The organism is Tabrizicola sp. BL-A-41-H6 (assembly GCF_050632395.1).
Taxonomy (GTDB): Bacteria; Pseudomonadota; Alphaproteobacteria; order Rhodobacterales; family Rhodobacteraceae; genus JAUYQR01.
In genome coordinates this window covers 2679207-2701766 of sequence record NZ_CP192600.1, presented here as the reverse complement: position 1 = coordinate 2701766, position 22560 = coordinate 2679207, and the positions used below count along the sequence as shown (strand labels likewise).

Below are 22560 nucleotides of genomic sequence, written 5' to 3'. Positions count from 1 at the left end.
TGGTTGCCGGGCGGTTAAACCTGAGTCTTTTACTTTGGTCAAGAGAGGTTGAGTGAAGTAGTCGGGAATTGCCTGCGGCGGAGTGAAGCGTCTGCGGCGGCGCCCCCTTCCTCTTCCTCCCCTACAAGAGCGGACGAAGTGCTTCATCCTGTGGGGGCGGCGCCCTTTTCTTCGTGTTTGGCGCGGTTCCAGAGGGCGTCCATTTCGGCGAGGTCGCTGTCGGCGGGGGTCTTGCCGGCCTGGGCAAGCCAGTCTTCGATGCGCTGGAAACGGCGGGTGAATTTCTGATTGGCGGCGCGCAGGGCGGCTTCGGGATCGACCTTCAGGTGGCGGGCGAGGTTGGCCATGACGAAGAGGAGGTCGCCCATTTCCTCGGTGATCTCGGTCTGGGTGAGGGTGTCGCGGGCTTCGACGAGTTCGGCGGCCTCTTCGGTGAGCTTATCGAGCACCTCGGCCGTGGAGGGCCAGTCAAATCCGACGCGGGCGGCGCGGTTTTGCAGTTTCAGCGCGCGGGTGAGGGCGGGGAGGGACAGGGCAATGCCGTCGAGGATGCGGGCAGCTGGGGTGGCCGCGCCGCGTTCGGCGGCCTTCTGCGCCTCCCAGTCGGCGGTTTGCTGGGCGGCGGTCTTGTCGCGAGACTGGGTGCCGAAGACATGGGGGTGGCGGGCGATCATCTTGGCGCTGATCGCTTCGGTCACATCGGCGAAGGTGAAGAGGCCAGCCTCACTGGCCATCTGGGAATGGTAGACGGTCTGGAAGAGAAGGTCGCCGAGTTCACCCTTCAACTCGTCCCAAGCCTGGCGTTCGATGGCGTCGGCAACCTCGTGCGCTTCCTCGACCGTGTAGGGGGCGATGGTGGCGAAGGTTTGTTCGATGTCCCAGGGGCAGCCGGTGGCGGGGTCGCGCAGGCGTGCCATGATGGCAAGAAGGCGAGGGATGCCGGTGTCGGAGGAAGTGGTGGAAATGTCGGTCATCTGGCGGCCCCGGTCGGTTGTGCGGGGTCAGCCTAACGGGAGTGCGGGGGCCGTTGCCAGCCCCCGCGATGCGATCAGAAGGACATCCCGACGCGGAAGCTTACGGTATTGACCGTTGCGTCGAAGTCGAAAGTGTTGTCGGGGTTTTCATCGGTGCCCGACAGATTGCGGCTGGTGTAGTCGAGGCCGAGGAAGATCTGGTCACTTACAAGATAATCGACGCCCAGACCCAGGCTGACGCCATCTGCGGAAGCGCTGTCTGACCCGTTGATCGTGGTTTCACCCCATGCATAGCCCAAGGCACCGTAGATCAGTGCCTTTCCTGCCGAATAGCCGACGCGGCCGCGCAAATCGATCATCGAGTCGAAAGTGTCGTCGCCGCCAAGATCGTCGCCCACAAGGACCATGTCGGAGACCGAACTGTACCCTAGTTCGGCGCCGTAGACCAAGTTCCCGCTTTGGAAATTGTAACCGGCCAAGATGCTTGCCACGTTGCCGTCGTCGTAGTCGGCGGACTCGCCTTCAGTCTGAGTGTCGCCGGAGCCGATGCCAAAGGAAAGTCCGGCGTAGGGCCCTGACCAATCGACCGGCTGGGCGACCGGCGCTGCGGGAGCGACGGTAACCGGCTCTTCCGCGACGGCGATCGGTCCGCCGGCAAAGCTTGGGGCGGCCAGACCAGCCAGCGCCGCAGCGGCAAGGATGGAGGTTTTCATTTCAGGCTCCTTTGCTAACTTGTTATAATTCACATCATACTGCAATTACTGCATGTGAGCCAATCGAACCCGGTACGCCGCGCCGATTCTGCCGGGATGATGCGGTTTTGCATCATCGTTGGCCGCCATTGCTGCCACGGACCTTCAGGCGGGGTGCGCGGGGTCGTGACCGTTCGGCGCGGCTGTCGCTTCACTGATTGAGGTTCCATCGGATTTCGGATTTGATCAAAGTCTCAATCTAAGCCTGAAGGAACGTCTGCCATGCCCGTCCTGAACCGTATCGCGTCGTATGCCGAGGAAATGAAGGGCTGGCGGCGGCATCTGCATCAGCACCCGGAACTGGCGTTCGAGTGCCATGAGACGGCGGCGTTCATCGTGGCGCGGCTGCGCGAGATGGGGGTGGACGAGATCCACGAGGGGATCGCGAAGACCGGGATCGTTGCGATCATCAATGGGCAGGTAGATGGGCCGACCATCGGCTTGCGCGCCGACATGGACGCGCTGCCGATCGAGGAGCTGACGGGGGCGGAGCACGCCTCGACGGTGAAGGGCAAGATGCACGCCTGCGGGCATGACGGGCATGTGACCATGCTGCTGGGCGCGGCGAAGTATCTGGCCGAGACGCGGCGGTTTTCGGGGCGCGTGGCGTTGATCTTCCAGCCGGCGGAAGAGGATGGTGGCGGGGGGCAGGTGATGGTGCAGGAAGGCATCATGGACCGCTTTGGCATCGGGCAGGTCTACGGCATCCACAACGCGCCGAACGTGGCATTCGGGCATTTCCGCACCACGCCGGGGGCGCTGATGGCGTCGGTTGACACGGCCTATGTCCATATCACGGGCAAGGGCGGGCATGGGGCGACGCCGCATGAATGCGTCGATCCGGTGGTCGCACTGGTGGGAATGGTGAGCGCGATGCAGACGATCATCCCGCGCAACGTCCATGCGCTGGACGAGGCGGTGATTTCGGTCACGCAGATCCACACCGGGACGGCGTCAAACATCATTCCGGAGGAAGCGATGTTCTGCGCCACGATCCGTTGCTTCAAGCCTGATGTGCGGGCGCTGTTGAAGAAGCGGTTCCACGAGATCGTGGAGGGTCATGCGGCGGCCTACGGGGTGACGGCGCGGGTCGATTACGACTGGGGCTATCCGCCGACGATCAACCACGAGGCGGAGGCGGAGTTTGCCGCCGAAGTGGCGCGGGAGGTTGTCGGACCGGAGGCGGTGGACGCGCATGCCGGCCGCGAGATGGGGTCGGAGGATTTCAGCTATATGCTGGAAGCGCGGCCGGGGGCGTATCTGTTCATGGGGATCGGGCCGGGAGCGGGGTTGCACCATCCGGCCTATGATTTCAACGACGAGGCGGCGCCGGTGGGGGCCAGTTTCTTTGCAGCATTGGTGGAGCGGGCGCAGCCTTTGGCATGAGGGGTCGGACGATGCGGTGGATGCTAGGGTTTCTGGTGCTGGCGGGGCCGGCGGCGGCGCAGGACTACGTGGGGTTCCAGTCGCCGACCGGAAACATCCACTGCATGATCTATCGCGATGCGAGCGGGGCCGAGGCGCGTTGTGACCTGCGCGATCTGGTGCCGAGTTACCGCGAAGCGCCGCCCGGCTGCGATCTGGACTGGGGGCTGGCGTTCGCGGTGGGCGCGCGCGGGGCGGGGGTGCTGGCCTGCGTCGGCGACACGGTGATCGACCCCGGCAACCCCGTGCTGGTGTATGGCGATGCGGTGTCGTTGGGCGGGATTTCCTGCGTGTCGGCGGAAACCGGGATGACCTGCACCAACGGGCAGGGACACGGGTTTCAGGTGGCGCGGGCGCGGCAGCGGCTGTTCTGACGGGGATCGGTGCCAGACAGGATGATCGCCGGGCAGGCCCGGCGCACGACTTTTGCCTCGCTGGCCGGGCGGGGCCCGGACCGGCTCAGGTATGCTCCGCAGGGGATATATGGCGAAGGGGAAGCGGTGCGAATCGCGCGAGGGGGGGGCGGCGCGCCGGATCAACCTTTGCCCGCCCGTGGCCAGACGGGCACAACTTTTTGCGCGTTGGCGGGGGTGGCGATAATTTGATCAAAATGCTAGGGTCGGGTCGAAGATGGAGAATGTCATGACCGCCTCGCTTGCCTTGAACTCGCCCTCGCCGGAAGATCTTTGGGAGATGGACCGGGCGCATTCCTTGCACCCTTGGACCAACTTTGGCCCGTTCGAACGCGAAGGTGCGATGGTGATTTCGCGCGGCGAGGGGGCGTGGTTGTGGGATGCCGAGGGGCGGCGGTATTTCGATGCGGTGGGCGGGCTTTGGTGCACCAACATCGGGCTTGGGCGGCGCGAGATGGCCGAGGCGATCGGGGCGCAGGCGGAGCGGCTGGCGTTTTCCAACACCTTCGTCGACATGACCAACGACCCGTCGGCGCGGCTGGCGGCAAAGCTCGCGGAACTGGCGCCGGGCGATCTGAACCGGGTGATGTTCACCACGGGCGGGTCGACGGCGGTGGATACGGCAGTGCGGACGGTCGCCTATTACCAGACCTGCATGGGCCGGCCCGACAAGACCGACATCGTCGCGCGGGATTACAGCTATCACGGATCGACCTACCTTGCGCAGTCGGTGGGCAAGCGGCCGGGCGACCGGGTGCCGGAGTTCCGCTACAAGGAGACGGGTATCCATCATCTTTCGGTGCCGAACCCGTATCGGCGGCCCGAGGGGATCAGCGAAGCGGAGTTCTGCGACTGGCTGGTGGCGGAGTTCGAGGCGCTGCTCGAGCGGGTAGGTGCTGACCGCATCGGCGGCTTCATCGCCGAGCCGATCCAGGCGTCTGGCGGGGTGATCGTGCCGCCCGAGGGGTATCTGAAACGGATGTGGGACGTTTGCCAGCGCCACGACATCCTGTTCATCGCTGACGAGGTGGTGACGTCGTTCGGGCGGCTGGGGCACTGGTTTGCCAGCCTTGAGGAGTTCGGGGTGCAGCCCGACATGATCTGCACGGCGAAGGGGCTGACCTCGGGCTACGTGCCCTTGGGGGCGCTGATCATTTCTGACCGGATGTGGGATGCGATGGCGGCGGACGGGTCGCGCTGGTTCACCGCGGGGTTCACCTATTCGGGGCATCCGGTGTCGTGCGCGGCAGGGCTGAAGAACATCGAGATCATGGAGCGCGAGGGGCTTTTGGCGCAGGCGGCGCGGGTGGGCAGCTATTTCGAGACGAGGATGGCGGCGCTGGGCGATCTGCCGCTGATCGGCGATGTACGGGGGCGCAAGCTGATGCTGTGCGTGGAAAGCGTGGCTGACAAGGGGACGAAGGCCTTGTTGCCGGATGAGGCCGGGGAGTCCAAGCGCATCTCCAACGCGGCCGAGGCGATGGGCTTGCTGGTGCGGCCGATGGGGCATCTGAACGTGATGTCGCCGCCCTTAGTGATCACCGAGAGGGACGTGGATTTTGTGGCCGAAACGCTTGAAAAGGCGATCGTCCAAGTGACGGACGAGCTGGTGCGCGAGGGGTTCCGGATCGGTTAGGCCTCGGCAATGCAGGCGATCGAGACCTTCAGCCCGGCGACGCGCACCGGCAGTTTCGCGGCCTGACGGGCGGGCGGATCGGTGGGAAACCAGCGCAGCCATTCCTCGTTCATGCCGGCGAAATCATCCTCGTCGGCAAGGATGATGGTGAAGCTGGCGGCGCGATCAAGCGAGGTTCCCGCCGCCCGCAGGATCATCGTGATGTTGGTCAGGCACTGGCGGGTCTGGTCCTGGATGGTGGTGCCGACGATCTGGCCGGTTGCGGGATCTGCCGGCCCGGTGCCCGAGACAAAGACCAGACCGGCGGCCTTGACCGCCTGGGAATAGGTGGCTGGCGGTTTTGCGGCATCGGGGGTGAAGATGATGTGTCGCGTCATGAAATCCTCTGGTCCGATCCACCGGGCTGGTGCCCGCACCGAAGACTAGCAGAACGCGGCACACAAAGCGCGTTCTGTGCATGTGGCTTGCGCGCGGGTCGCGAGGCTTGACTTGTCCCCGGTGATCGGGCTTTTGTCCCTGACCGGATCCGCGCGTCTCCGATTGCAACGACTGCGCGCTTGAACCAATCCGAGACAGTCATGGCACTTGAAGATGCAAAGACGCAGGTCGACACTGCGTTCACCCGCAAATCCAACCGGGGGTACGCGTTTGAGAACGCGTTCGGCGGCGCGACGAGTTTCCTGCGCCGGACCTACACGAAGGATCTGAGCGGGGTCGATCTTGCGATCACGGGCGTGCCGTTCGATCAAGCGGTCACGCATCGCGCCGGCACCCGGTTCGGCCCGCGTGCGATCCGCGAGGCGTCAAGCCTGATGCCTTACGATCCGCCTTACGGTTGGCCGACCAACCCGTTGGAAGACATGAGCATCGTCGATTACGGCGACTGCGCTTTTGACTATGCCAAAGTGTCGGATTTCCCCGATACGCTGACGGCGCATATCCGCACGATCCTTGCCGCCGGGGCGGGAACGGTCACGCTCGGGGGTGACCACTACATCACCTACCCGATCCTAAAGGCTTATGCGGAAAAGTTCGGGCCGCTCGGTGTGATTCATTTCGATGCGCATTCCGACCTCTGGCCGGATGACGACCTGAGCCGGATCGACCACGGCACCATGCTCTACAAGGCGGTGAAGACCGGGATCGTGGATCCGAAACGCTCGGTCCAGATCGGCATCCGCACCACGACGGAAGATTACCTTGGCGTGCATGTGATAGATGCGCGCGAGGTGCACGAGCGCGGCGTGGCGGCGGCGGTGGCGAAGGCCAAGGATATCGTCGGAGACAAACCGACCTATGTGACCTTCGACATCGACTGCCTTGATCCTTCGGCGGCGCCGGGCACGGGGACTCCGGTCTGGGGTGGCCTGCACAGCTGGCAGGCGGCGGCGTGCCTGCGCGATCTGGCGGGGATCAACATGGTCGGCGGCGATATCGTCGAGGTGTCGCCGCCCTACGACACGACGGGGGCGACGGCGATTGCCGGGGCGCATGTCGCCTATGATCTGATCTGCCTCTACCATTGGGCGCGGACCCAAAGATGAAGCCGTGGTAGCGGAGAAGGAGAAGCGGTGGCAGGAGCAGTGCGCGTGACAAGTTACCTCCTTATCGGGCTGGTTCTGGCCTTCGCGGCCTATGTGCGGTTGGCACCATCCGACATCGGGCGCTGGCATGTGTCCCCAAAAGCCGAGGGTCCATGGGGCGAGGTTGTGGCGGGTGACGGTTGGGCCACGCTGCGCCTGACCGATCCTGCGCGCCCACCGGTCGCACTGCTTGCCGCGCTCGATGCGGTGGCAATGGCGACGCCGCGCACGGTGCGGCTGGCCGGCAGCCCCGAAACGGGGCGCATAACATGGGTCACGCGCAGCGCGCTTTGGGGGTTTCCCGACTACACCACGGCCGAGGTCCGCGAGGACGGCGTTTACATCTTCGCCCGCCTGCGCTTTGGCCGCGGCGACATGGGGATCAACGCCGCGCGCCTGAAAGACTGGCAAGCGCGGCTCTGATCTTCCTCTTTGCGAAAATATCCCACGGGGGTTTGGGGGTGTGAAACCCCCAAGGCCGGGCGCCCTTGACCGGCTGGCCCAGTTGGGCGACACCCGCGGCATGGTTCCTTTAGACAAACTTGCCCAAATCACCCAGCGCTTCGAGTTTCTCGAGGCTTCGCTCAATGCCGGGGCGGAACCGGCGGAAATCGCCCGGATCAGCCGCGAATATTCCGACCTGAAGCCGGTGGCCGACGAGATCGCGGCCTATCGCCGCGCGCTTGATGATCTGGCCGAGGCGCAGGCGATGCTGGCCGACCCCGAGATGAAGGCGCTGGCCGAGGAGGAGATTCCCCGGCTGCGGGCGCGGATTCCGCTGATGGAACAGGAGCTGCGGTTGGCGCTGCTGCCGAAGGACGCAGCCGATGCGCGGCCTGCCATTCTGGAGATCCGGCCCGGCACCGGGGGCGAGGAGGCAAGCCTTTTCGCAGCGGACCTTGCTCGAATGTACCAGCGCCACGCCGAACGGATGGGCTGGACCTTCGAGGTCCTTGAGCAGCAGTTCTCCGACCTTGGCGGATTGAAGGAACTGGTGGCTCTGATCTCGGGCGAGGGGGTCTTTGCGCGGCTGAAGTATGAAAGCGGCGTGCACCGGGTGCAGCGCGTGCCGGAAACCGAAGCGCAGGGGCGCATCCACACCTCTGCCGCCACCGTAGCGGTGCTGCCCGAAGCGCAGGAGGTGGATATCGAGATCCCCGCCTCGGACATCCGCATCGACACGATGCGCGCATCAGGCGCAGGCGGGCAGCATGTGAACACGACGGATTCGGCGGTGCGGATCACCCATTTGCCCACAGGCATCATCGTGACCAGTGCCGAGAAATCGCAGCACCGAAACAAGGAAATCGCGATGCAGGTGTTGCGGGCGCGGCTTTACGAGGCCGAGCGCGAGCGGGTTCACGCGGCGCGGGCTGCGGACCGGAAATCCCAGGTCGGGTCCGGGGATCGGTCCGAACGCATCCGCACCTACAACTTTCCGCAAGGTAGGATGACCGATCACCGCATCAACCTGACGCTGTACGCGCTGCCGCAGATCATGGCGGGCGACCTGGGCGAGATCATCGACGCGCTTTCGGCGCAGGATCAGGCCGAGAAGCTGGCGGAGATGGAGGGTTGATCGCCGCCGAGGCTCTGGCTGTTGCAGTGGCGCGGTTGCAGGCGGCGGGGATCAGCGGGGCAGGTGGCGACGCGCGGCGGCTGATGGCCTTTGCGATGGGGATCGGCGCGGACCGGCTGACGCTGCATCTATTGGACGTGCTGACGCCGGAGGCCGAGGTGCGGTTTGCGGCGGCGGTCGCTGCGCGGGAACGGCGTCAGCCGGTGGCGCAAATCGTCGGCGAGCGGCAATTCTGGGGGCGGCGCTTTGCGGTGACACCGGATGTGCTGGACCCGCGTCCCGAGACCGAAACCCTGATCGAGGCGGCGCTTGCCGAAGAGTTCGGCCGCGTGCTTGACCTTGGGACCGGAAGCGGTGCCATCCTTGCGACACTTCTGGCCGAGCGGGGCGCGGCGACCGGGATCGGCACGGATGTTTCGGAACCGGCCCTTGCGGTGGCGCGTTGCAACGCCGAAACCCTTGGGGTGGCCGGGCGCGCGACCTTTCTGCGCGCCGACTGGTTCGACGGTGTCGCGGGTTCGTTTGACCTCGTCGTGTCGAACCCGCCCTATATCGCGGCCGACGAGATGGCCGGGATTGCCGCCGACGTCCGCGACTGGGAGCCGCATCTGGCGCTGACCCCGGGTGGCGATGGTCTGGCGGCCTACCGTGCGATTGCATCGGGCGTAGCCCGGCATCTGGTTCCGGGGGGCCGGCTGATCGTCGAGATCGGCCCGACACAGGGACCGGCGGTTGCGGCACTGTTTGCTGCGACCGAACTGAAGGATATCACGGTGCGACCCGACATGGACGGGCGCGACCGGATCGTCACGGCCCGCTTGCCACGGTGAGGAAAGCGAATATTTTCCTTGTCAGGTTGGCGCGGCTGTGCTTAACCCAACTCGCGCGAGGTGAGGGGTAACTTCCTCCCTCCCGCGTCAACCACGCCCCTTTGCCGACATGCGAGCCGCCCGAACGGGTGCTCAGGCGGGGCAGAAGCCAGATAGTCTGGATCAAAGGACAAGATGCGCTCTTCCAAGTCCCGCTCGCGTTCCAAGGCGAACCGCCCGCGCACCCTCGGCAACATCATCAACCGCGTCTTTGATTCTTCGGGTCCCGAAGGCAAGGTGCGCGGCACGCCGCAGCAGATCATCGAAAAGTATCAGCAGTTGGCGCGGGATGCGCAGCTGTCGAACGACCGGGTTGCTGCGGAAAACTTCTCGCAGCACGCCGAGCATTACACCCGGATGCTGGCCGAAGCGATGCGCGAGATGGCAGCCGAGCAGGAAGCCCGGCAGGTTCAGTTCGGCCAGCAGGGTGGCCAGCCCGGGGGGCAGCAGGGTGGGCAGGGTGGCCAGCAGGGCGGGCAGGGCCAGAACGGCAACCGCGACCGGCAGGACTACCGCGACCGCAGCAATGAACCGCGCGGCGACCGTGGCAATGATCCGCGTGGCGAGCGCCCCAATGACCAGCGTGGCGAGCGCAGCTATGACCGCGACCGGCCGGCTGAACGGACGGTTGACAGGAACGGCGACCGTCCGAATGACCGGCCCGAGCGCAGTGTCGAGCGGCAGGATCGCGGCGACTACCGGTCGGAGTATCGTGGCGATGACCGCGAGCGGCGCGACTTCGGATCGGAGGAGCAGCCTGCCGAGGTGGAGGTGATCGACCTTGGCGGCGGCGACGATACCGGCCTGATCGAGACGCCGGAGGCACGCAATCAGGACGCGCCGGCAGCCGATGCCGCGCCCCGCGAAGAGCGCACCCGCCGCCCGCGCGGCCCGAGAAAGCCGAAACCCGCCGCCGGTGGCGACGATGCCCCGCCTAAGGAAGCCGCTGAATAAGCCAGCAGTGAGTCTTTGATGATGGCCGCCGGGCACCCCGGCGGCCATTTGCATTGCTGCAACCCTTCGGGGTCAGTCGGATGTGGGAAAGCGACATTGGATTTTCGGGAAATGTAATACTGGAAACGAATGTCGTTGCCGCGTAACAAAGTGGTGCCAACCTACGGCAGGGTAATCCCCGGGCGCGGGCTGATCGGACCGATTGGCCGGCAGCGTCCGGAGGGCGGGCCAACAACAGGAGGATCAAGACGATGACCATCAAATCTGCGTTCGGGATGACGGCGAGCCTTGTGGCGATGCTGTCGGCCACCGTCGCTTCGGCCCAGTCGCTGGCCGAGATCGAAACCGCCGCCAAGGCGGAAGGCATGCTGACCACGATCGCGCTGCCGCACGACTGGTGCGGTTACGGCGCCGTGATCGAGGGCTTCAAGGCGAAGTACCCGGAAATCAGCGTCAACGAGCTGAACCCCGATGCGGGCAGTGCTGACGAGATCGAGGCGATCAAGGCCAACAAGGACAACAAGGGGCCGCAGGCGCCCGACGTGATCGACGTGGGTCTGGCCTTCGGACCGCAAGCCAAGGCCGAGGGTCTGACCCAGCCGCACAAGGTGGCGACATGGGCAGAGATCCCGGATGCGATCAAGGATGCCGAGGGGCATTGGTACGGCGACTATTACGGCGTGATGTCGTTCCTGGTGAACAAGGACTTGGTGCCGAACCCGCCGCAGGATTGGGCTGATCTTCTGAAGCCGGAATATGCGGGCCAGGTTTCGCTGGCAGGCGATCCGCGCGCGTCGAACCAGGCGATTCTCGCGGTGCTGGCGGCCGGCATGTCGACGGGCGCTGCCCCCGGCGAGGCGGCTGGCAAGGCGGGTCTTGAGTTCTTCAAGCAGCTGAACGACGCGGGCAACTTCGTTCCGGTGATCGGCAAGGCCGGCACGCTGGCGCAGGGCACCACGCCCATCGTCATCATGTGGGACTACAACGCCCTTGCCGCTCGCGACACGCTGGCCGGGAACCCCCCGGTTGAGGTGATCGTGCCGAAGTCGGGCGTGCTGGCGGGCGTCTATGTGCAGGCAATCAGCGCCTTTGCACCGCAGCCGAATGCCGCGAAGCTGTGGATGGAATACCTCTACAGCGACGAGGGTCAGCTTGGCTGGCTGAAGGGCTATTGCCACCCGGCGCGCTTCAACGCGATGGCCGCTGCCGGCAAGATCCCGCAGGAACTGCTGGACGCGCTGCCGCCGGCTGCTTCGTATGAGGCCGCCTATTTCCCGACGCTGGAAGAGGTTGATGCCAACAAGGCCGCCGTCACCGGTGGCTGGGATGCGACGGTCGGCGCCAACGTCGAGTGATCTGATCTGAAGCGCCCCGTCCCGGCATGTCCGGGGCGGGGCTTTCCTTACCGGGGCCGCCAGACGCGCCGGAAGACCGACAGACGAGGGGACCCGATGGCTGATGACCGCCCTGACCGACGGCCGAAATTCCGGCTACCGCTGGAATGGCTGGGTATCCTGCCGTTCGTGACCTTTGCGGTCCTGTTCCTGATCCTGCCGACGATGAAGATCGTTGTCGGCGCGTTCCAGACGCCCGAGGGCGGGTTCACCTTGCAGAACCTGATCGACCTGAACACCGATTCCATCCGCAGCGCCTATTGGACGTCGATCAAGCTGTCGCTGATCACGGCACTTCTGGGCTGTGCGGTGGGGTTTGCGATGGCAGCGGCGGTGGTGTTCGGCGGCTTGCCGAAGCGTATCCGCGGGCCGCTTTTGACGTTTTCCGGCGTGGCGTCGAACTTTGCCGGAGTGCCGCTGGCGTTTGCTTTCATCGCGACACTTGGGCCGGCGGGGTTGGTGACGCTGTGGCTGAAGACTGAGTTCGGCATCAACCTGCGGGCGATGGGTTTCAATCTGCTGAGTTTCTGGGGTCTGGTCGTCACCTACCTGTTTTTCCAGATCCCCCTGATGATCCTGATCATCATTCCTGCCCTCGACGGGTTGAAACGCGAATGGCGCGAGGCGGCTGAAGTGCTGGGCGCCACGGGCGCGCAGTATTGGCGGATGGTGGCGTTGCCGATCCTGTTTCCGTCGCTGTTGGGCACCTTTGCGCTGCTCTTTGCCAATGCCTTCGGTGCGGTGGCGACGGCGTTTGCGCTGACCGGGCCGCAGTTGAACATCGTGCCGATCAAGCTGTTCGCGCAGATCAGGGGGGATGTGCTGGGCAATCCGAACCTCGGTTATGCGCTGGCCTTCGGGATGATCGTGATCACGGGCCTGGCGAACGTGGTTTACATCGTCTTGCGCACACGGTCGGAGAGGTGGCTGAAATGACCCGCCTTTTCGCGTGGGGGGCGCTGATCCTGGGGTGCCTGTTCTTTCTTTTGCCGCTGGTGGGCATGACCGAGTTCAGCCTGAAGATGCGGCGCGGGGTCTATTCGTTCGACGCCTATGTCAAAGTGTTCGAGGATCCGACGTTCTGGGCCACCTTCAGTTATTCGCTGACGCTGGCGGCTGCGACCATCGTGTTCGGCGTGTTTCTGGTGGTGCCGACGGCATACTGGGTGCGGTTGAAGCTGCCGCAGGCGCGCCCGGTGATCGAGTTCATCACGCTGCTGCCCTTGGTCATTCCGGCCATTGTCATCGTGTTCGGCTACATCCGGCTTTACAACACCTCGTCCTTCCTGCCGCTGACCGGGTCGGCGATTGGCACCGATATCCTCTTGACGATGGGCTATGCGACGCTGGCGCTGCCTTACATGTACCGGGCGGTGGATACGGGGTTGCGGACGATTGATGTGGCCACCCTGACCGAAGCTGCCCAAAGCCTTGGGGCGGGGTGGTTCACCATATTGGCGCGGATCATCCTGCCGAATGTGCTGGTTGCCGTGCTTTCGGGCGCGTTCCTGACGCTGGCGATCGTGATCGGCGAGTTCACGATGGCGGCGCTTTTAAACCGGCCGGCGTTCGGGCCGTTCATGCAGCTTTTGGGGGCCAACCGCGCCTATGAGCCGCCGGCGCTGGCGGTGATCGCCTTTGCCATTACATGGGCCTGCATGGGTTTGATCCAGCTTGTGACCCGTTTCTCGAAGCACGAAAGGGCGAAAGCCTGATGGCGTTCCTTGACCTTACGAACCTTGAAAAGACCTTTGGCGCGAACCGCGTGGTCAAGGATTTCAGCCTTGAGATCGAGAAGGGAGAGTTCGTGTCGCTGCTTGGCCCGTCAGGCTGCGGCAAGACCACGGTCTTGCGCATGGTGGCGGGGTTCGAGACGCCGACCTCGGGCGCCATCACCATCGACGGGCAGGACGTGACCGGGCAGCGGGCAAACCAGCGCGCGATCGGGATGATGTTTCAGGCCTATGCGCTTTTTCCCAACATGACGGTGGCGGACAACGTGGCCTTCGGGTTGAAGGTGAAGGGTGTGGCCAAACCCGAGCGCGAGGCGCGGGTGGCGGAAATGCTTGACCTGATCGGGTTGCGCGAATTGGGTGCGCGGTTTCCGTTTCAACTTTCGGGTGGGCAGCAACAGCGGGTGGCGCTGGCGCGGGCGCTGGCACCTAGCCCCCGCGTATTGCTGCTGGACGAGCCGTTGTCGGCGCTGGATGCGAAGGTCAGGGTGTCCTTGCGCAACGAGATCCGCGAGATTCAGCGAGAGTTGGGGATCACCACGATTTTCGTCACGCATGACCAGGAAGAGGCGATGTCGATCTCTGACCGCATCGTGGTGATGAACGGCGGGATCGCGGAACAGGCTGGCGCGCCGTTCGAGATTTACAACAAGCCGCGCACGCGGTTCGTGGCGAATTTCGTGGGCACGCTGAACACGATTCCGGCGAAGGTCGAGATGCCGGAGGCCGGGCAGGTTGCCGTGGCGGGGCAGAGTTTCAGTTTGGGCCGGGGTGCGCTGACTGCCAAGCGCGGCGATACGGTCACCCTAGCCTTGCGGCCAGAGGCGATCCGGCTGGGGCGGGCCGAGGGGCGCGAGGTGGTATTGCCGGCAACCATCGATGAGGTGCATTTCCTTGGGTCGGTGATCCGGGTCAGGGCGCGGGTCGGTGACGGGGTGGTGGCGCTGGACACGTTCAACCGGCCCGATCAGCCACCGCCGCCGATCGGCAGCGCAGCCGAGATCAGCTTTGCCGCGCGCGACGTGATCTTCTTGCAGGATTGATGGCTGTGGTCGATGCCTCGCGGTTTCTGGCTGACTTGTACCACCTGCGCGGTTTTGGCCGTGTGGGAACGGGGGTGATCCGCCCGGCCTATTCGGCGCCAGACATTGAAGCGCGGGACTGGCTGGCGGGGCGGATGGCCGAGGCGGGGCTGGTGCCGCAGTTCGACGCGATGGGGAACCTGTTCGGGCTGGCGGAGGGCCCGTCGCTGCTTTTGGGGTCACATTCTGACACGCAGCCGACCGGGGGCTGGCTGGACGGCGCGTTGGGTGTGATCGCGGCGCTGGAGGTGGCGCGGGCGTCGCGTGAGTCGGGCGGGCCGGCGATTTCGGTCGTGTCGTTTCAGGACGAGGAGGGGCGGTTTGGCGGCACCACAGGATCAGCGGTGTGGTCGGGCGCGTTGGCCTTGGCTGATGCGGACGCGGTGGCGGATACCGACGGGGTGATCTTGGGCGAGGCGCGGAAGGTGTTGGGCAGCCGTATCGGGCCGGATGTGAACCCGCGGCAGTTCACCGGCTTCATCGAATTGCACATCGAGCAGGGGCCGGCGCTGGATGCGGCGGGCGAACAGATCGGCGTGGTAAGCGATATCGTCGGTTACCGCGAGATGATGGTCACGCTGACCGGCCAGCAGAACCACGCCGGAACGACGCCGATGGCACTGCGCCGCGATGCGTTTCAGGGTCTGTCGCGGTTTGCGGTGCGGCTGGAGGACCGGATGCGGAACGTGGTCACGCCGCAATCGGTGTGGACCATCGGGCATGTGGCGGTGGCACCCAACGCGGCGTCGATCGTGCCGGGGCAGGTGCGGTTTTCGATGCAGTGGCGCGACGGCGACAAGGACCGGCTGGCGCGGATGCGCTGCGTGATCGAGGCTGTGCTGGCCGACGTCGCGGGCGAGATGGAGCTTGGGCTGGAGATCGGGCCGTTGATGGTGCTGGAGCCGGTGGCGATGGACCGGGCTTTGCGAAAGCGGCTGGAGGCGGCGGCCGAGGCGGTGGCACCGGGACGCTGGCGGCTGATGCCGTCTGGCGCGCTGCATGATGCGACGAACGTGGCGCGGCTGATGCCGGTGGCGATGCTGTTCGTGCCATCGATCGGCGGGATCAGTCATGCCTTCGAGGAGGACACCGCCGAGGCAGATCTGGTGGCCGGGTTGCGGGTGCTGGCGCGGGCGGCCGGGGTAACCTAGGCCCGGATCACATCATCCATTCGATAGGCAAAAGTCCGATCAGGGTGACGAGGCTGCGGTCAAGCCAGGTGGTGTTCGGTTCGGTCAGAAGGACGGTTTCACTGCCGTCGGCGGCGCGTGTCACCCACGACAGCGCGCCGGTGTCGGTCAGTCGCACGCCATAGGCTGCGTCCAGCATCACCCGGTCGATGGCGTGGGTGACGAGTGCCGCGATGGCCGGGCTTTCGATCAGGAGGCCCATTTCGGTGTTCAGCCGCGCCGAGCGCGGGTCGAGGTTGAACGAGCCGATGAACACGCGCGCGTTGTCGATGGAAAACACCTTGGAATGCAGCGACGAGGCCGATCCTGCCAGCAGCATGGCGAGGGTCTGGTCGGGTTGCGGCAGCAGCGGGTCGGCCTTGAGTTCTCCCAAAACCACCCCGGCGGCGAGAAGGTCGTCGCGGTAGCCGGCGTAAGAGCCATGAACGGTGAGGACGTCGGTCGCTTCTTGCGCGTTGGTCAGGACGCGCACCGCGACGCCCTGCCGGGAAAGCGCGGTCATCAGGTCGGTGCCGCCCTGGCCCGGGACGAAGTAGGCCGAAACTAGGTCCACCGTAACGGCGGGGCCGGTGGCGACATCGGTCAGGACCGCGCCGAGGCGTTCGATGAGAAGGCCACCGTCGGCCTGACGGCCAAGCCCTTTCAGCGGGTCGTCGGACACCAGCGTCACCGGCACCCATTCTTCCGTCGCATTGGCTGACATGAGGCGGGCGACCAGCGACGAGCGGCTGACGGTGGTGAAGTAATCGCGCGCGAGGTCGGTGGCGGTGGCAAGGGTCACTGCGGCCTGCAGCCGGGCGAGGCCATCGGGGGCGGCAGGCAGGATAAGATCGGCGGGGAAGGCGGAGGCGCTGTTCCAGTAGGCGTCGAACATCGCGGAGACGTCGGTTGCCGCGGGGCCAACGGCCAGGACATCGGTGTCGATGTAGTGTTCGCCGGGGCCGTAGGCGAAGTAGATGTCACCGACGTTGCGGCCGCCGACGACGCTGGCCACACCGTCGGCGGTGAGGGATTTGTTGTGCATCCGGCGGTTCAGGCGGACGAAGTCGAAGGCGAAGGACAAGAGTTTCGGGTTACGCAGGGTGAAGGGGTTGAACAGGCGCAGTTCAATGTTGGGCAGGTCGTCAAGCGCGCGCAGTTCGGCGTCAAGTCCGGTGATGCCGTTGTCATCCAGAAGGAGCCGCACCCGCACGCCCCGCGCCGCCGCCGCGCGCAGTTCGTTCAGAAGGACGAAGCCGGTCGTGTCGGCCTGCCAGATGTAATACTGCACGTCGAGCGTCTGTTCCGCAGCGCGGGCAAGGGCGACGCGGGCCGCAAACGCCTCGCCCCCGCCGGCGAGCAATGTGATGCCGCTGTTGCCCGGGTGCGTAGCCTGTTCTGGCAGGATGGCGGCGCCAAGGGTGGTTTGCGCCGAGGCGGGGATTGCCGTCGTGACCGCGATGCCTTGGCGGTCGGGCAGCGGGAAGGCCAGCCGCAGGGCAAGGACCGCCAGAATTGCAGCCGCCAGAAGGGTCAGGGACAGGCGCAACAGTTTCACCGGTGACGCTTTCCCATGCTGCGCTTCGGTTCGCAGGTGAAGGCGAAAACCGCGCCGATGCAAGGGGCGTTGCGCGGACGATGGACCGGCTTTGGCCTAGGCGCGGTTGCGGCGCGTGGCGACGGAGGCGAGGATGGCGGCGACCAGGCCGTTCGGCGTAATGGGCTTTTGCAGGTGGATGTGTCCGGCGACATGGGGCAGCGCCTCGTGCGCATCGGCGCGGTAGCCGGAGACGAAGACAATGGCGGCGCCCTTTTCCTCGGCCAGACGGGCGAGGGGCAGGCTGCTCACGCCACCGAGGTTGCGGTCCAGCACGGCGGCGTCGAAGGGGTGGGTCCGGGCCTTGTCAAGGCCATCGTCAAGCGACCCGGCTTCGGCCGTGATGATCGCACCCGCGTCGAGCAGGATATGCACGAGGTCGAGGCGGACGACGGCTTCGTCTTCGACCACCAGCACGCGCACCCCGGCAAGCGGGGCTTCGGCCGATGGGGGTTGCAGATCGGGGGCGCGGACCTCGACTGAGGGAGGGGGCCCAAGGCCGGCTTCGATCGGCACTGACATGTCGCAGGAAAACCCGTCGGTCGCGTATTCCAGCGTCACGCCGTCATGGCTGCCGAACAGGCCGTGCAGCAGGCTGGTGCCGAAGCCCTTGCGGGAGGGTGCTGCCAGAATGGGCGGGCCGCCGGATTCCTGCCAGCGCACCCGCAGGAGCCGCCCTTCGGCCGAGGCAGCGCTGGACCAGGCGAGGGTAATCTTGCCTTCAGGGACCGACCAGGCGCCGTGCTTGGTGGCGTTGGTGGCCAGTTCGTGCAGAGCAAGGGCAAGGTCGGCGGCCTGTTTCGGCGGCAACAGCACGTCGGGGTCGCCGTCGATGACCAACTGGCGGGCGTCGGCGATGCTGGCGACTTCGTCTGCGACGATGCGGCCTACGGTGGCGCCTTTCCACTGGCCTTCGGAGAGGACGCCGTGGGTGCGCGCCATCGCCGCGACCCGCCCGGTCAGAGAGGCGATGAACGCCTCTTTGCTTTGGTGCGGCAGGTTGCTGATGCGAATCATAGCCATGATGGTGGCCAGCATGTTGCGCACCCGGTGGTCCAGTTCGCGCATCAGCAGTTCGCGGCGTTCAGCCTCGCGCTTGCGTTCGCTGACGTCCCAGAAGGTGAGGACGGCGCCTTCGGGTTTGCCATCGGCGCCGAAGATCGCGCCGCCGCGAAACGAACAGATGGCCGATTGCCCGGTTGCGCCTTGGACGAGGAATTCGGTTTCCGCCAGGTTTTCGCCGCGCAGCGGGGCTTTGTCGGGGGCCGAGGCGGGGCTGAGGTCGGTGCCATCGACGGCGCGGATGCGGCCCGTGGCGACGAGGCCCGCGAAGGCGTTGTCCTGATCGGGGAACGGGCCGAGGAGGGTGGTCGCATCGCGGTTGGCGTAGATCACGCGGCCGCGCGCATCCAGGGCGATGACGCCTTCGGCGATGTTTTCAAGGATGCTCTGGCGCTGTGCGGTCAGGCCACGCACTTCGTCAAGCAGGCGCTTCCTTTCGGCGGCGACGTCTTCGGCGCGAAGGCGCTTGTCGACCTCGCGTTCCAGTTCGGTGGCGGTGCGGCGCCAGAGAAGGGCGGTGGCGCCAAGCCTGCGGTTCTGGCGCAGGATGGTGGTTGCGGTCAGGCCCAGAAGCACCGTCGCCAGCAGCGCGATGAGGCCCATGGGCAGCATTTCGCGGCGCCAGCTGGCAAGGATCTGTGCGTTGGAAATGCCGTAGCCGATGAAAAGCGGCGTGTCGCCGATGCGCGAAAAACCGTAGATCCGCGCTACGCCGTCGAGTGAGGAGATGGAAGGAAGCACCCCATCATCGCTGTGCTGCATGGCGGCGAGCAGGGAAGAGTCCGGGCCAAGAGAGCGTGGCAGGCTTTCCAGCATCGGATAGCGGGCAAGGATTTCGCCATCCTGCCGGAACAGGCCGGCGACAAAATCACCTTCGCTGGCCTGCTGCCAGAAATCGGTGAAATATTGCAGGGACGAGGTGACGAGGATCACGCCGTTGAAGGTGTCGCGTGGCGACCGCCTGCGGCTGAGGTTGAAGTTGAAGGTGCCCTTGGTGCGGCCCTTGATCATCTCGCCGTAATGAAGCTCGTCGCGGGTGCTGAGCACCTGGAAATAGGTGCGGTCGGTGACCGACACGTCAGGGAACGGGAAGAAGTCAGCGCTGTTGGCGGTGTGGCCGTCGGGCGGCACAAGCCACAGACCGTCGACGTGGGGGCTGCGTTTCGCAAGTTCCTTGAGACGGAGGTGGACCGCCTGCGAGGCGCGGATCTGGGTCCAGTCCATGTCGCCGAGATACTGGTCGACCTGGTCGATGATGAGTTGCTGCGCCTCGAACACGCGCAGGGCGTGTTCCTCCATTACCTGGACGGTGCGCTTGGCGGCATTCTCGCCCGCTCTCAGGGTGGCCTTTCGCTGATCGAGGGCAAAGCCCGCGAACAGGATGATCGGCAGGAGGCAGAGGACCCACAAAAGCACCACGCGTCCAGTGCCGGATGCGTCGATGTCTTTTGCGGCGGAGGTCACAGGTGCCGCGCCATCGACCGGGGGAACCGAAAATGTCCGCTTTGGTGCCTGCATAGGAAGTTTTTTGCAGATGGGCGGCCAAAGCACAACACGCATCGCTGGGGGCGCGGGTGGTGGCGGCCCGAATTTGCGCAAGCCCGTGCCAATCGCACCGAACGTTGTGGCAGCACAAGGAAGCGTGGCGGCGCCGGGGCTATGGTTGGCGCTGAGGACACTTCAAACAAGGGGAAAGCAGATGTTCACGAGACGCAGCGCAATGATGGGGGCCGCCCTGGTTGCTGCCGCCCCCTTCGTCATCAAGACTGCCGGTGCCGAGGAGGTGACCGACACGTCTGGCGCGCCGCCGGTCGATCTTTCCAGCCTGACGCGCCGCAAGGTGAAGCTGGTGCGCCCGCCCTTTGTGCATGCGCACGAGCAGGTGGCCACCACCGGGCCTGAGATCGTGGAATTCGAGATGCGGATCGTCGAGAAGGAGTTGCAGTTGGACGAAGGCGCCTGGGTTCAGGCAATGACGTTCAACGGATCGGTTCCCGGCCCCATGATGGTGGTGCACGAGGGCGACTATGTCGAGCTGACGCTGTACAACTCGCCCGAGAACATGATGCAGCACAACATCGACTTCCATGCCGCCACGGGCGGGCTGGGCGGCGGGTCGCTGACACTGATCAATCCCGGCGAAAAGACCGTGCTGCGCTGGAAGGCTACGCGCCCCGGCGTGTTTGTCTACCACTGCGCGCCGGGCGGTCCGATGATCCCGTGGCACGTGGTTTCGGGCATGTCGGGCTGCGTCATGGTGCTGCCGCGCGACGGGCTGAAGGATCATCTGGGCAAGCCTGTCACTTACGACCGGATGTATTACATCGGCGAGAGCGATTTCTACGTGCCGCGCAATGAGGATGGCACGTTCAAGCGTTATGCCGATGCAGGCGAAGGTTATGCCGACATGCTGGAGGTGATGAACAAGCTGGTGCCAAGCCACGTGGTGTTCAACGGGCGGGTAGGTGCCTTGACCGGGGAAGGCGCGCTGGAGGCCGAGCAGGGGGAAACCGTGCTGTTCGTCCACAGCCAGGCCAACCGCGACAGCCGCCCGCACCTGATCGGCGGGCACGGCGATCTGGTCTGGGAACATGGCAAGTTCAACAACATGCCTTTGCGGGATCAGGAGACATGGTTCATCCGGGGCGGATCGGCGGGGGCGGCGCTGTACACCTTCCTGCAGCCGGGGGTCTACGCCTACGTCAACCACAACCTGATCGAGGCGGTTAACCTTGGGGCCACGGCGCATGTGATCGTCGGCGGCACCTGGAACAACGATCTGATGGAACAGGTCGTGGCACCGATGGAATACGATGCGCTGCATGAAGGCCGCAGCGCGCTGCCGTAAACCACCGGAACCTTGGCGGGGTGGCCCGGTCCCCTCTTGGCCGCCCCGCTTCATTCTTCTTGGCCGGAAAGGGTGACAATGCGACGCCGTGCAGCCCTTGGTCTTTGTGCCGCCACAGCCGTTCTGGTTGCTGGCAGCACGTTGCTATCGTGGCCCCGCACCACTCCGATCGAGCCGCCCGAGACGGTGCGGATCGCGGCGGGTGTGCAAAGCTACCGCCCGGCGGGAGAGTTTCGCCAGGGTACGCAGATCGTCGACGCGCCGCTGGATGAACGGGCGGTCGGCGCGCTGGACATCATGAAATACCAGGTGTCGGAGGCGGATTATGCGGTTTGCGTCGCCGAAGGTGCCTGCAGCGCGGCCCCCACAGGCGGGGCGGCGGGCGCGGCCCAGACCAGCATGAACTACCGCGACGCGACGGATTATGCCGCGTGGCTGTCGCGCCGGACAGGCGAGGTCTGGCGGCTGCCGAGCGATGCGGAGTGGCTGCGGGCGGCAGGCGACCGAGCGGTGCAGGACGGGCTTGGCGCTGCGTCGCTGGCGCCCGACCCGTCGCGCCGCTGGATTGCCAGCTACAAGCGCGAGGTGAAGCTGCGCGGTGACGCGGATCTGGCCCACCATCCCTTGGGGCATTTCGGGCTGAACGACCGGGGTGTCGCGGACATTGCGGGCAATGTCTGGGAATGGACCGACAGTTGCTTTCAGAACGGCACGCTTAGCGCGGATGGCAGCAGCATCGCGGCGCTGTCGTCCTATTGCGGGGTGCGCGCGGTGCAGGGCAAGCACCGCGCCTTCATCATCGACTTTATCCGTGATGCGCGGTCGGGTGGCTGCGCCGCTGGTGTGCCGCCGGATTACCTTGGCTTTCGTCTGGTGCGAGGCGCCAAGGGCTGAGGGTGGGGCGCTGGCCCGCGCACCCGTGCGCTCGCCATAGCACTCAGAGGAGCACCGCGGAGTGCCGTGAGCGGCTGCTGGCGCAAGCAAAAAGGCGGCCCGGAGGCCGCCTTTTGCGCGTTCTGGAAAGGGATTACTTGGCGACCTGGGCGAACAGCGGCTCGAACCGGGTTTTCGCCTTGCCCTTGTGGGTAACGGCGGCGGCCGCGTCGAGGTTGACCGGCGCGCCGGCCTGGATCAGGCCGACCATGCCCATCGTGTAGTGAGGCGTGCATTTCACGCCGTAGAGGCCTTCGGCGGTCAGGGTCAGGACAAAATCCTTGCCCATGTCGCTTTTGAATTCCTCGACCCCTTCAGGCAGCATCCCCTCGATCCCTTCGACGTTGTGACCCTTGTCGGTGGAAATGAAGGTGATGGTGTCGCCGACGGCGGCCTTCACGAAGGCCGGCTCGAACACCATTGCGCCATCAGTGCCCTTGTTCAGCAGGTGCACCTCGATGTTGGCGGCGTTGGCCGCCTGGGAAAGCAGGAGGGCGGCCAGGCTGGCGGCGATGAGTTTCGGGAACATGTCTTATCCTTTCGGGAGCGGTGGTGAT

At 65.4% G+C, this 22560-nt stretch carries 21 protein-coding genes; 15 read left to right on the top strand and 6 right to left on the bottom strand.

What is annotated here, in order from left to right; all coding sequences use genetic code 11:
* Positions 1-143 precede the first annotated feature (143 nt).
* Together mazG and ACROUL_RS13190 are read right to left on the bottom strand one after the other, a co-directional pair.
* Positions 144-974: a nucleoside triphosphate pyrophosphohydrolase gene (gene mazG / locus ACROUL_RS13195; protein ID WP_431299927.1), complete on the bottom strand. Its 831-nt coding sequence runs from the start codon at positions 972-974 to the stop codon at positions 144-146.
* Between the two features lie 74 nt (positions 975-1048).
* Entirely contained in the window at positions 1049-1687 is a 639-nt protein-coding gene (locus ACROUL_RS13190) for an outer membrane protein (RefSeq protein WP_431299926.1), read from the bottom strand.
* Positions 1688-1948: 261 nt separating this feature from the next.
* Between ACROUL_RS13190 and ACROUL_RS13185 the strand changes: the two genes are divergently transcribed.
* The 3 genes from ACROUL_RS13185 (at position 1949) to ACROUL_RS13175 (ending at position 5200) form a co-directional block, all read left to right on the top strand.
* Positions 1949-3112, top strand: a complete 1164-nt coding sequence (locus ACROUL_RS13185; RefSeq protein ID WP_431299925.1) for a M20 aminoacylase family protein — start codon at positions 1949-1951, stop codon at positions 3110-3112.
* A gap of 11 nt (positions 3113-3123) precedes the next feature.
* Complete coding sequence (locus ACROUL_RS13180; RefSeq protein WP_431299924.1) at positions 3124-3525, top strand: DUF6636 domain-containing protein; 402 nt, start codon at positions 3124-3126, stop codon at positions 3523-3525.
* Between the two features lie 268 nt (positions 3526-3793).
* Entirely contained in the window at positions 3794-5200 is a 1407-nt protein-coding gene (locus ACROUL_RS13175) for an aminotransferase (RefSeq protein ID WP_431299923.1), read from the top strand.
* On the opposite strand, the gene ACROUL_RS13170 is transcribed toward ACROUL_RS13175, so the two are convergent.
* Positions 5197-5577: a RidA family protein gene (locus tag ACROUL_RS13170; RefSeq protein ID WP_431299922.1), complete on the bottom strand. Its 381-nt coding sequence runs from the start codon at positions 5575-5577 to the stop codon at positions 5197-5199. The genes ACROUL_RS13175 and ACROUL_RS13170 overlap by 4 nt on opposite strands.
* Before the next feature lie 201 nt (positions 5578-5778).
* Here ACROUL_RS13170 and speB point away from each other — a divergent pair, with 201 nt between their 5' ends.
* From speB to ACROUL_RS13120, 10 genes are all read left to right on the top strand, one after another.
* Positions 5779-6744, top strand: a complete 966-nt coding sequence (gene speB / locus ACROUL_RS13165; protein ID WP_431299921.1) for an agmatinase — start codon at positions 5779-5781, stop codon at positions 6742-6744.
* 45 nt (positions 6745-6789) lie between these two features.
* Positions 6790-7206 (top strand): DUF1499 domain-containing protein, encoded by a 417-nt coding sequence (locus ACROUL_RS13160; protein ID WP_431299920.1) that lies wholly within the window; start codon positions 6790-6792, stop codon positions 7204-7206.
* A 100-nt stretch (positions 7207-7306) separates the two neighbouring features.
* Positions 7307-8362 carry a peptide chain release factor 1 gene (gene prfA, locus ACROUL_RS13155; protein WP_431301309.1) on the top strand — a complete coding sequence of 352 codons (1056 nt, stop codon included), beginning with the start codon at positions 7307-7309 and terminating at the stop codon, positions 8360-8362.
* A complete protein-coding gene (gene prmC, locus ACROUL_RS13150) occupies positions 8359-9192 on the top strand; it encodes a peptide chain release factor N(5)-glutamine methyltransferase (protein WP_431299919.1) in 834 nt (277 codons plus the stop codon). The genes prfA and prmC overlap by 4 nt, the downstream gene beginning before the upstream one ends.
* A 174-nt stretch (positions 9193-9366) precedes the next feature.
* Entirely contained in the window at positions 9367-10185 is an 819-nt protein-coding gene (locus ACROUL_RS13145) for a DUF4167 domain-containing protein (RefSeq protein WP_431299918.1), read from the top strand.
* Positions 10186-10436: 251 nt separating this feature from the next.
* A complete protein-coding gene (locus ACROUL_RS13140; protein ID WP_431299917.1) occupies positions 10437-11540 on the top strand; it encodes an ABC transporter substrate-binding protein in 1104 nt (367 codons plus the stop codon).
* Positions 11541-11636: 96 nt separating this feature from the next.
* On the top strand, positions 11637-12515 hold the full coding sequence (locus tag ACROUL_RS13135) for an ABC transporter permease (RefSeq protein WP_431299916.1): 879 nt from the start codon (positions 11637-11639) through the stop codon (positions 12513-12515).
* Positions 12512-13294, top strand: coding sequence for an ABC transporter permease (locus ACROUL_RS13130; protein ID WP_431299915.1), 783 nt, complete (start codon positions 12512-12514; stop codon positions 13292-13294). Before ACROUL_RS13135 ends, ACROUL_RS13130 begins: the two co-directional genes overlap by 4 nt.
* Positions 13294-14355 carry an ABC transporter ATP-binding protein gene (locus tag ACROUL_RS13125; RefSeq protein ID WP_431299914.1) on the top strand — a complete coding sequence of 354 codons (1062 nt, stop codon included), beginning with the start codon at positions 13294-13296 and terminating at the stop codon, positions 14353-14355. The genes ACROUL_RS13130 and ACROUL_RS13125 overlap by 1 nt, the downstream gene beginning before the upstream one ends.
* On the top strand, positions 14355-15545 hold the full coding sequence (locus tag ACROUL_RS13120) for a hydantoinase/carbamoylase family amidase (RefSeq protein WP_431299913.1): 1191 nt from the start codon (positions 14355-14357) through the stop codon (positions 15543-15545). The genes ACROUL_RS13125 and ACROUL_RS13120 overlap by 1 nt, the downstream gene beginning before the upstream one ends.
* 7 nt (positions 15546-15552) lie before the next feature.
* Here ACROUL_RS13120 and ACROUL_RS13115 read toward each other — a convergent pair whose 3' ends face one another.
* Both ACROUL_RS13115 and ACROUL_RS13110 read right to left on the bottom strand, forming a co-directional pair.
* Positions 15553-17121 carry a phospholipase D family protein gene (locus tag ACROUL_RS13115; RefSeq protein WP_431299912.1) on the bottom strand — a complete coding sequence of 523 codons (1569 nt, stop codon included), beginning with the start codon at positions 17119-17121 and terminating at the stop codon, positions 15553-15555.
* Between the two features lie 96 nt (positions 17122-17217).
* Positions 17218-19740, bottom strand: coding sequence for an HWE histidine kinase domain-containing protein (locus tag ACROUL_RS13110; RefSeq protein WP_431299911.1), 2523 nt, complete (start codon positions 19738-19740; stop codon positions 17218-17220).
* A gap of 181 nt (positions 19741-19921) precedes the next feature.
* On the opposite strand from ACROUL_RS13110, the gene nirK reads away from it, so the two are divergent.
* Entirely contained in the window at positions 19922-21070 is a 1149-nt protein-coding gene (gene nirK, locus ACROUL_RS13105; RefSeq protein WP_431299910.1) for a copper-containing nitrite reductase, read from the top strand.
* Positions 21071-21148: 78 nt separating this feature from the next.
* Positions 21149-21964, top strand: a complete 816-nt coding sequence (locus tag ACROUL_RS13100) for an SUMF1/EgtB/PvdO family nonheme iron enzyme (RefSeq protein WP_431299909.1) — start codon at positions 21149-21151, stop codon at positions 21962-21964.
* A gap of 133 nt (positions 21965-22097) precedes the next feature.
* Here ACROUL_RS13100 and ACROUL_RS13095 read toward each other — a convergent pair whose 3' ends face one another.
* A complete protein-coding gene (locus tag ACROUL_RS13095) occupies positions 22098-22532 on the bottom strand; it encodes a pseudoazurin (RefSeq protein ID WP_431299908.1) in 435 nt (144 codons plus the stop codon).
* Positions 22533-22560 lie beyond the last annotated feature (28 nt).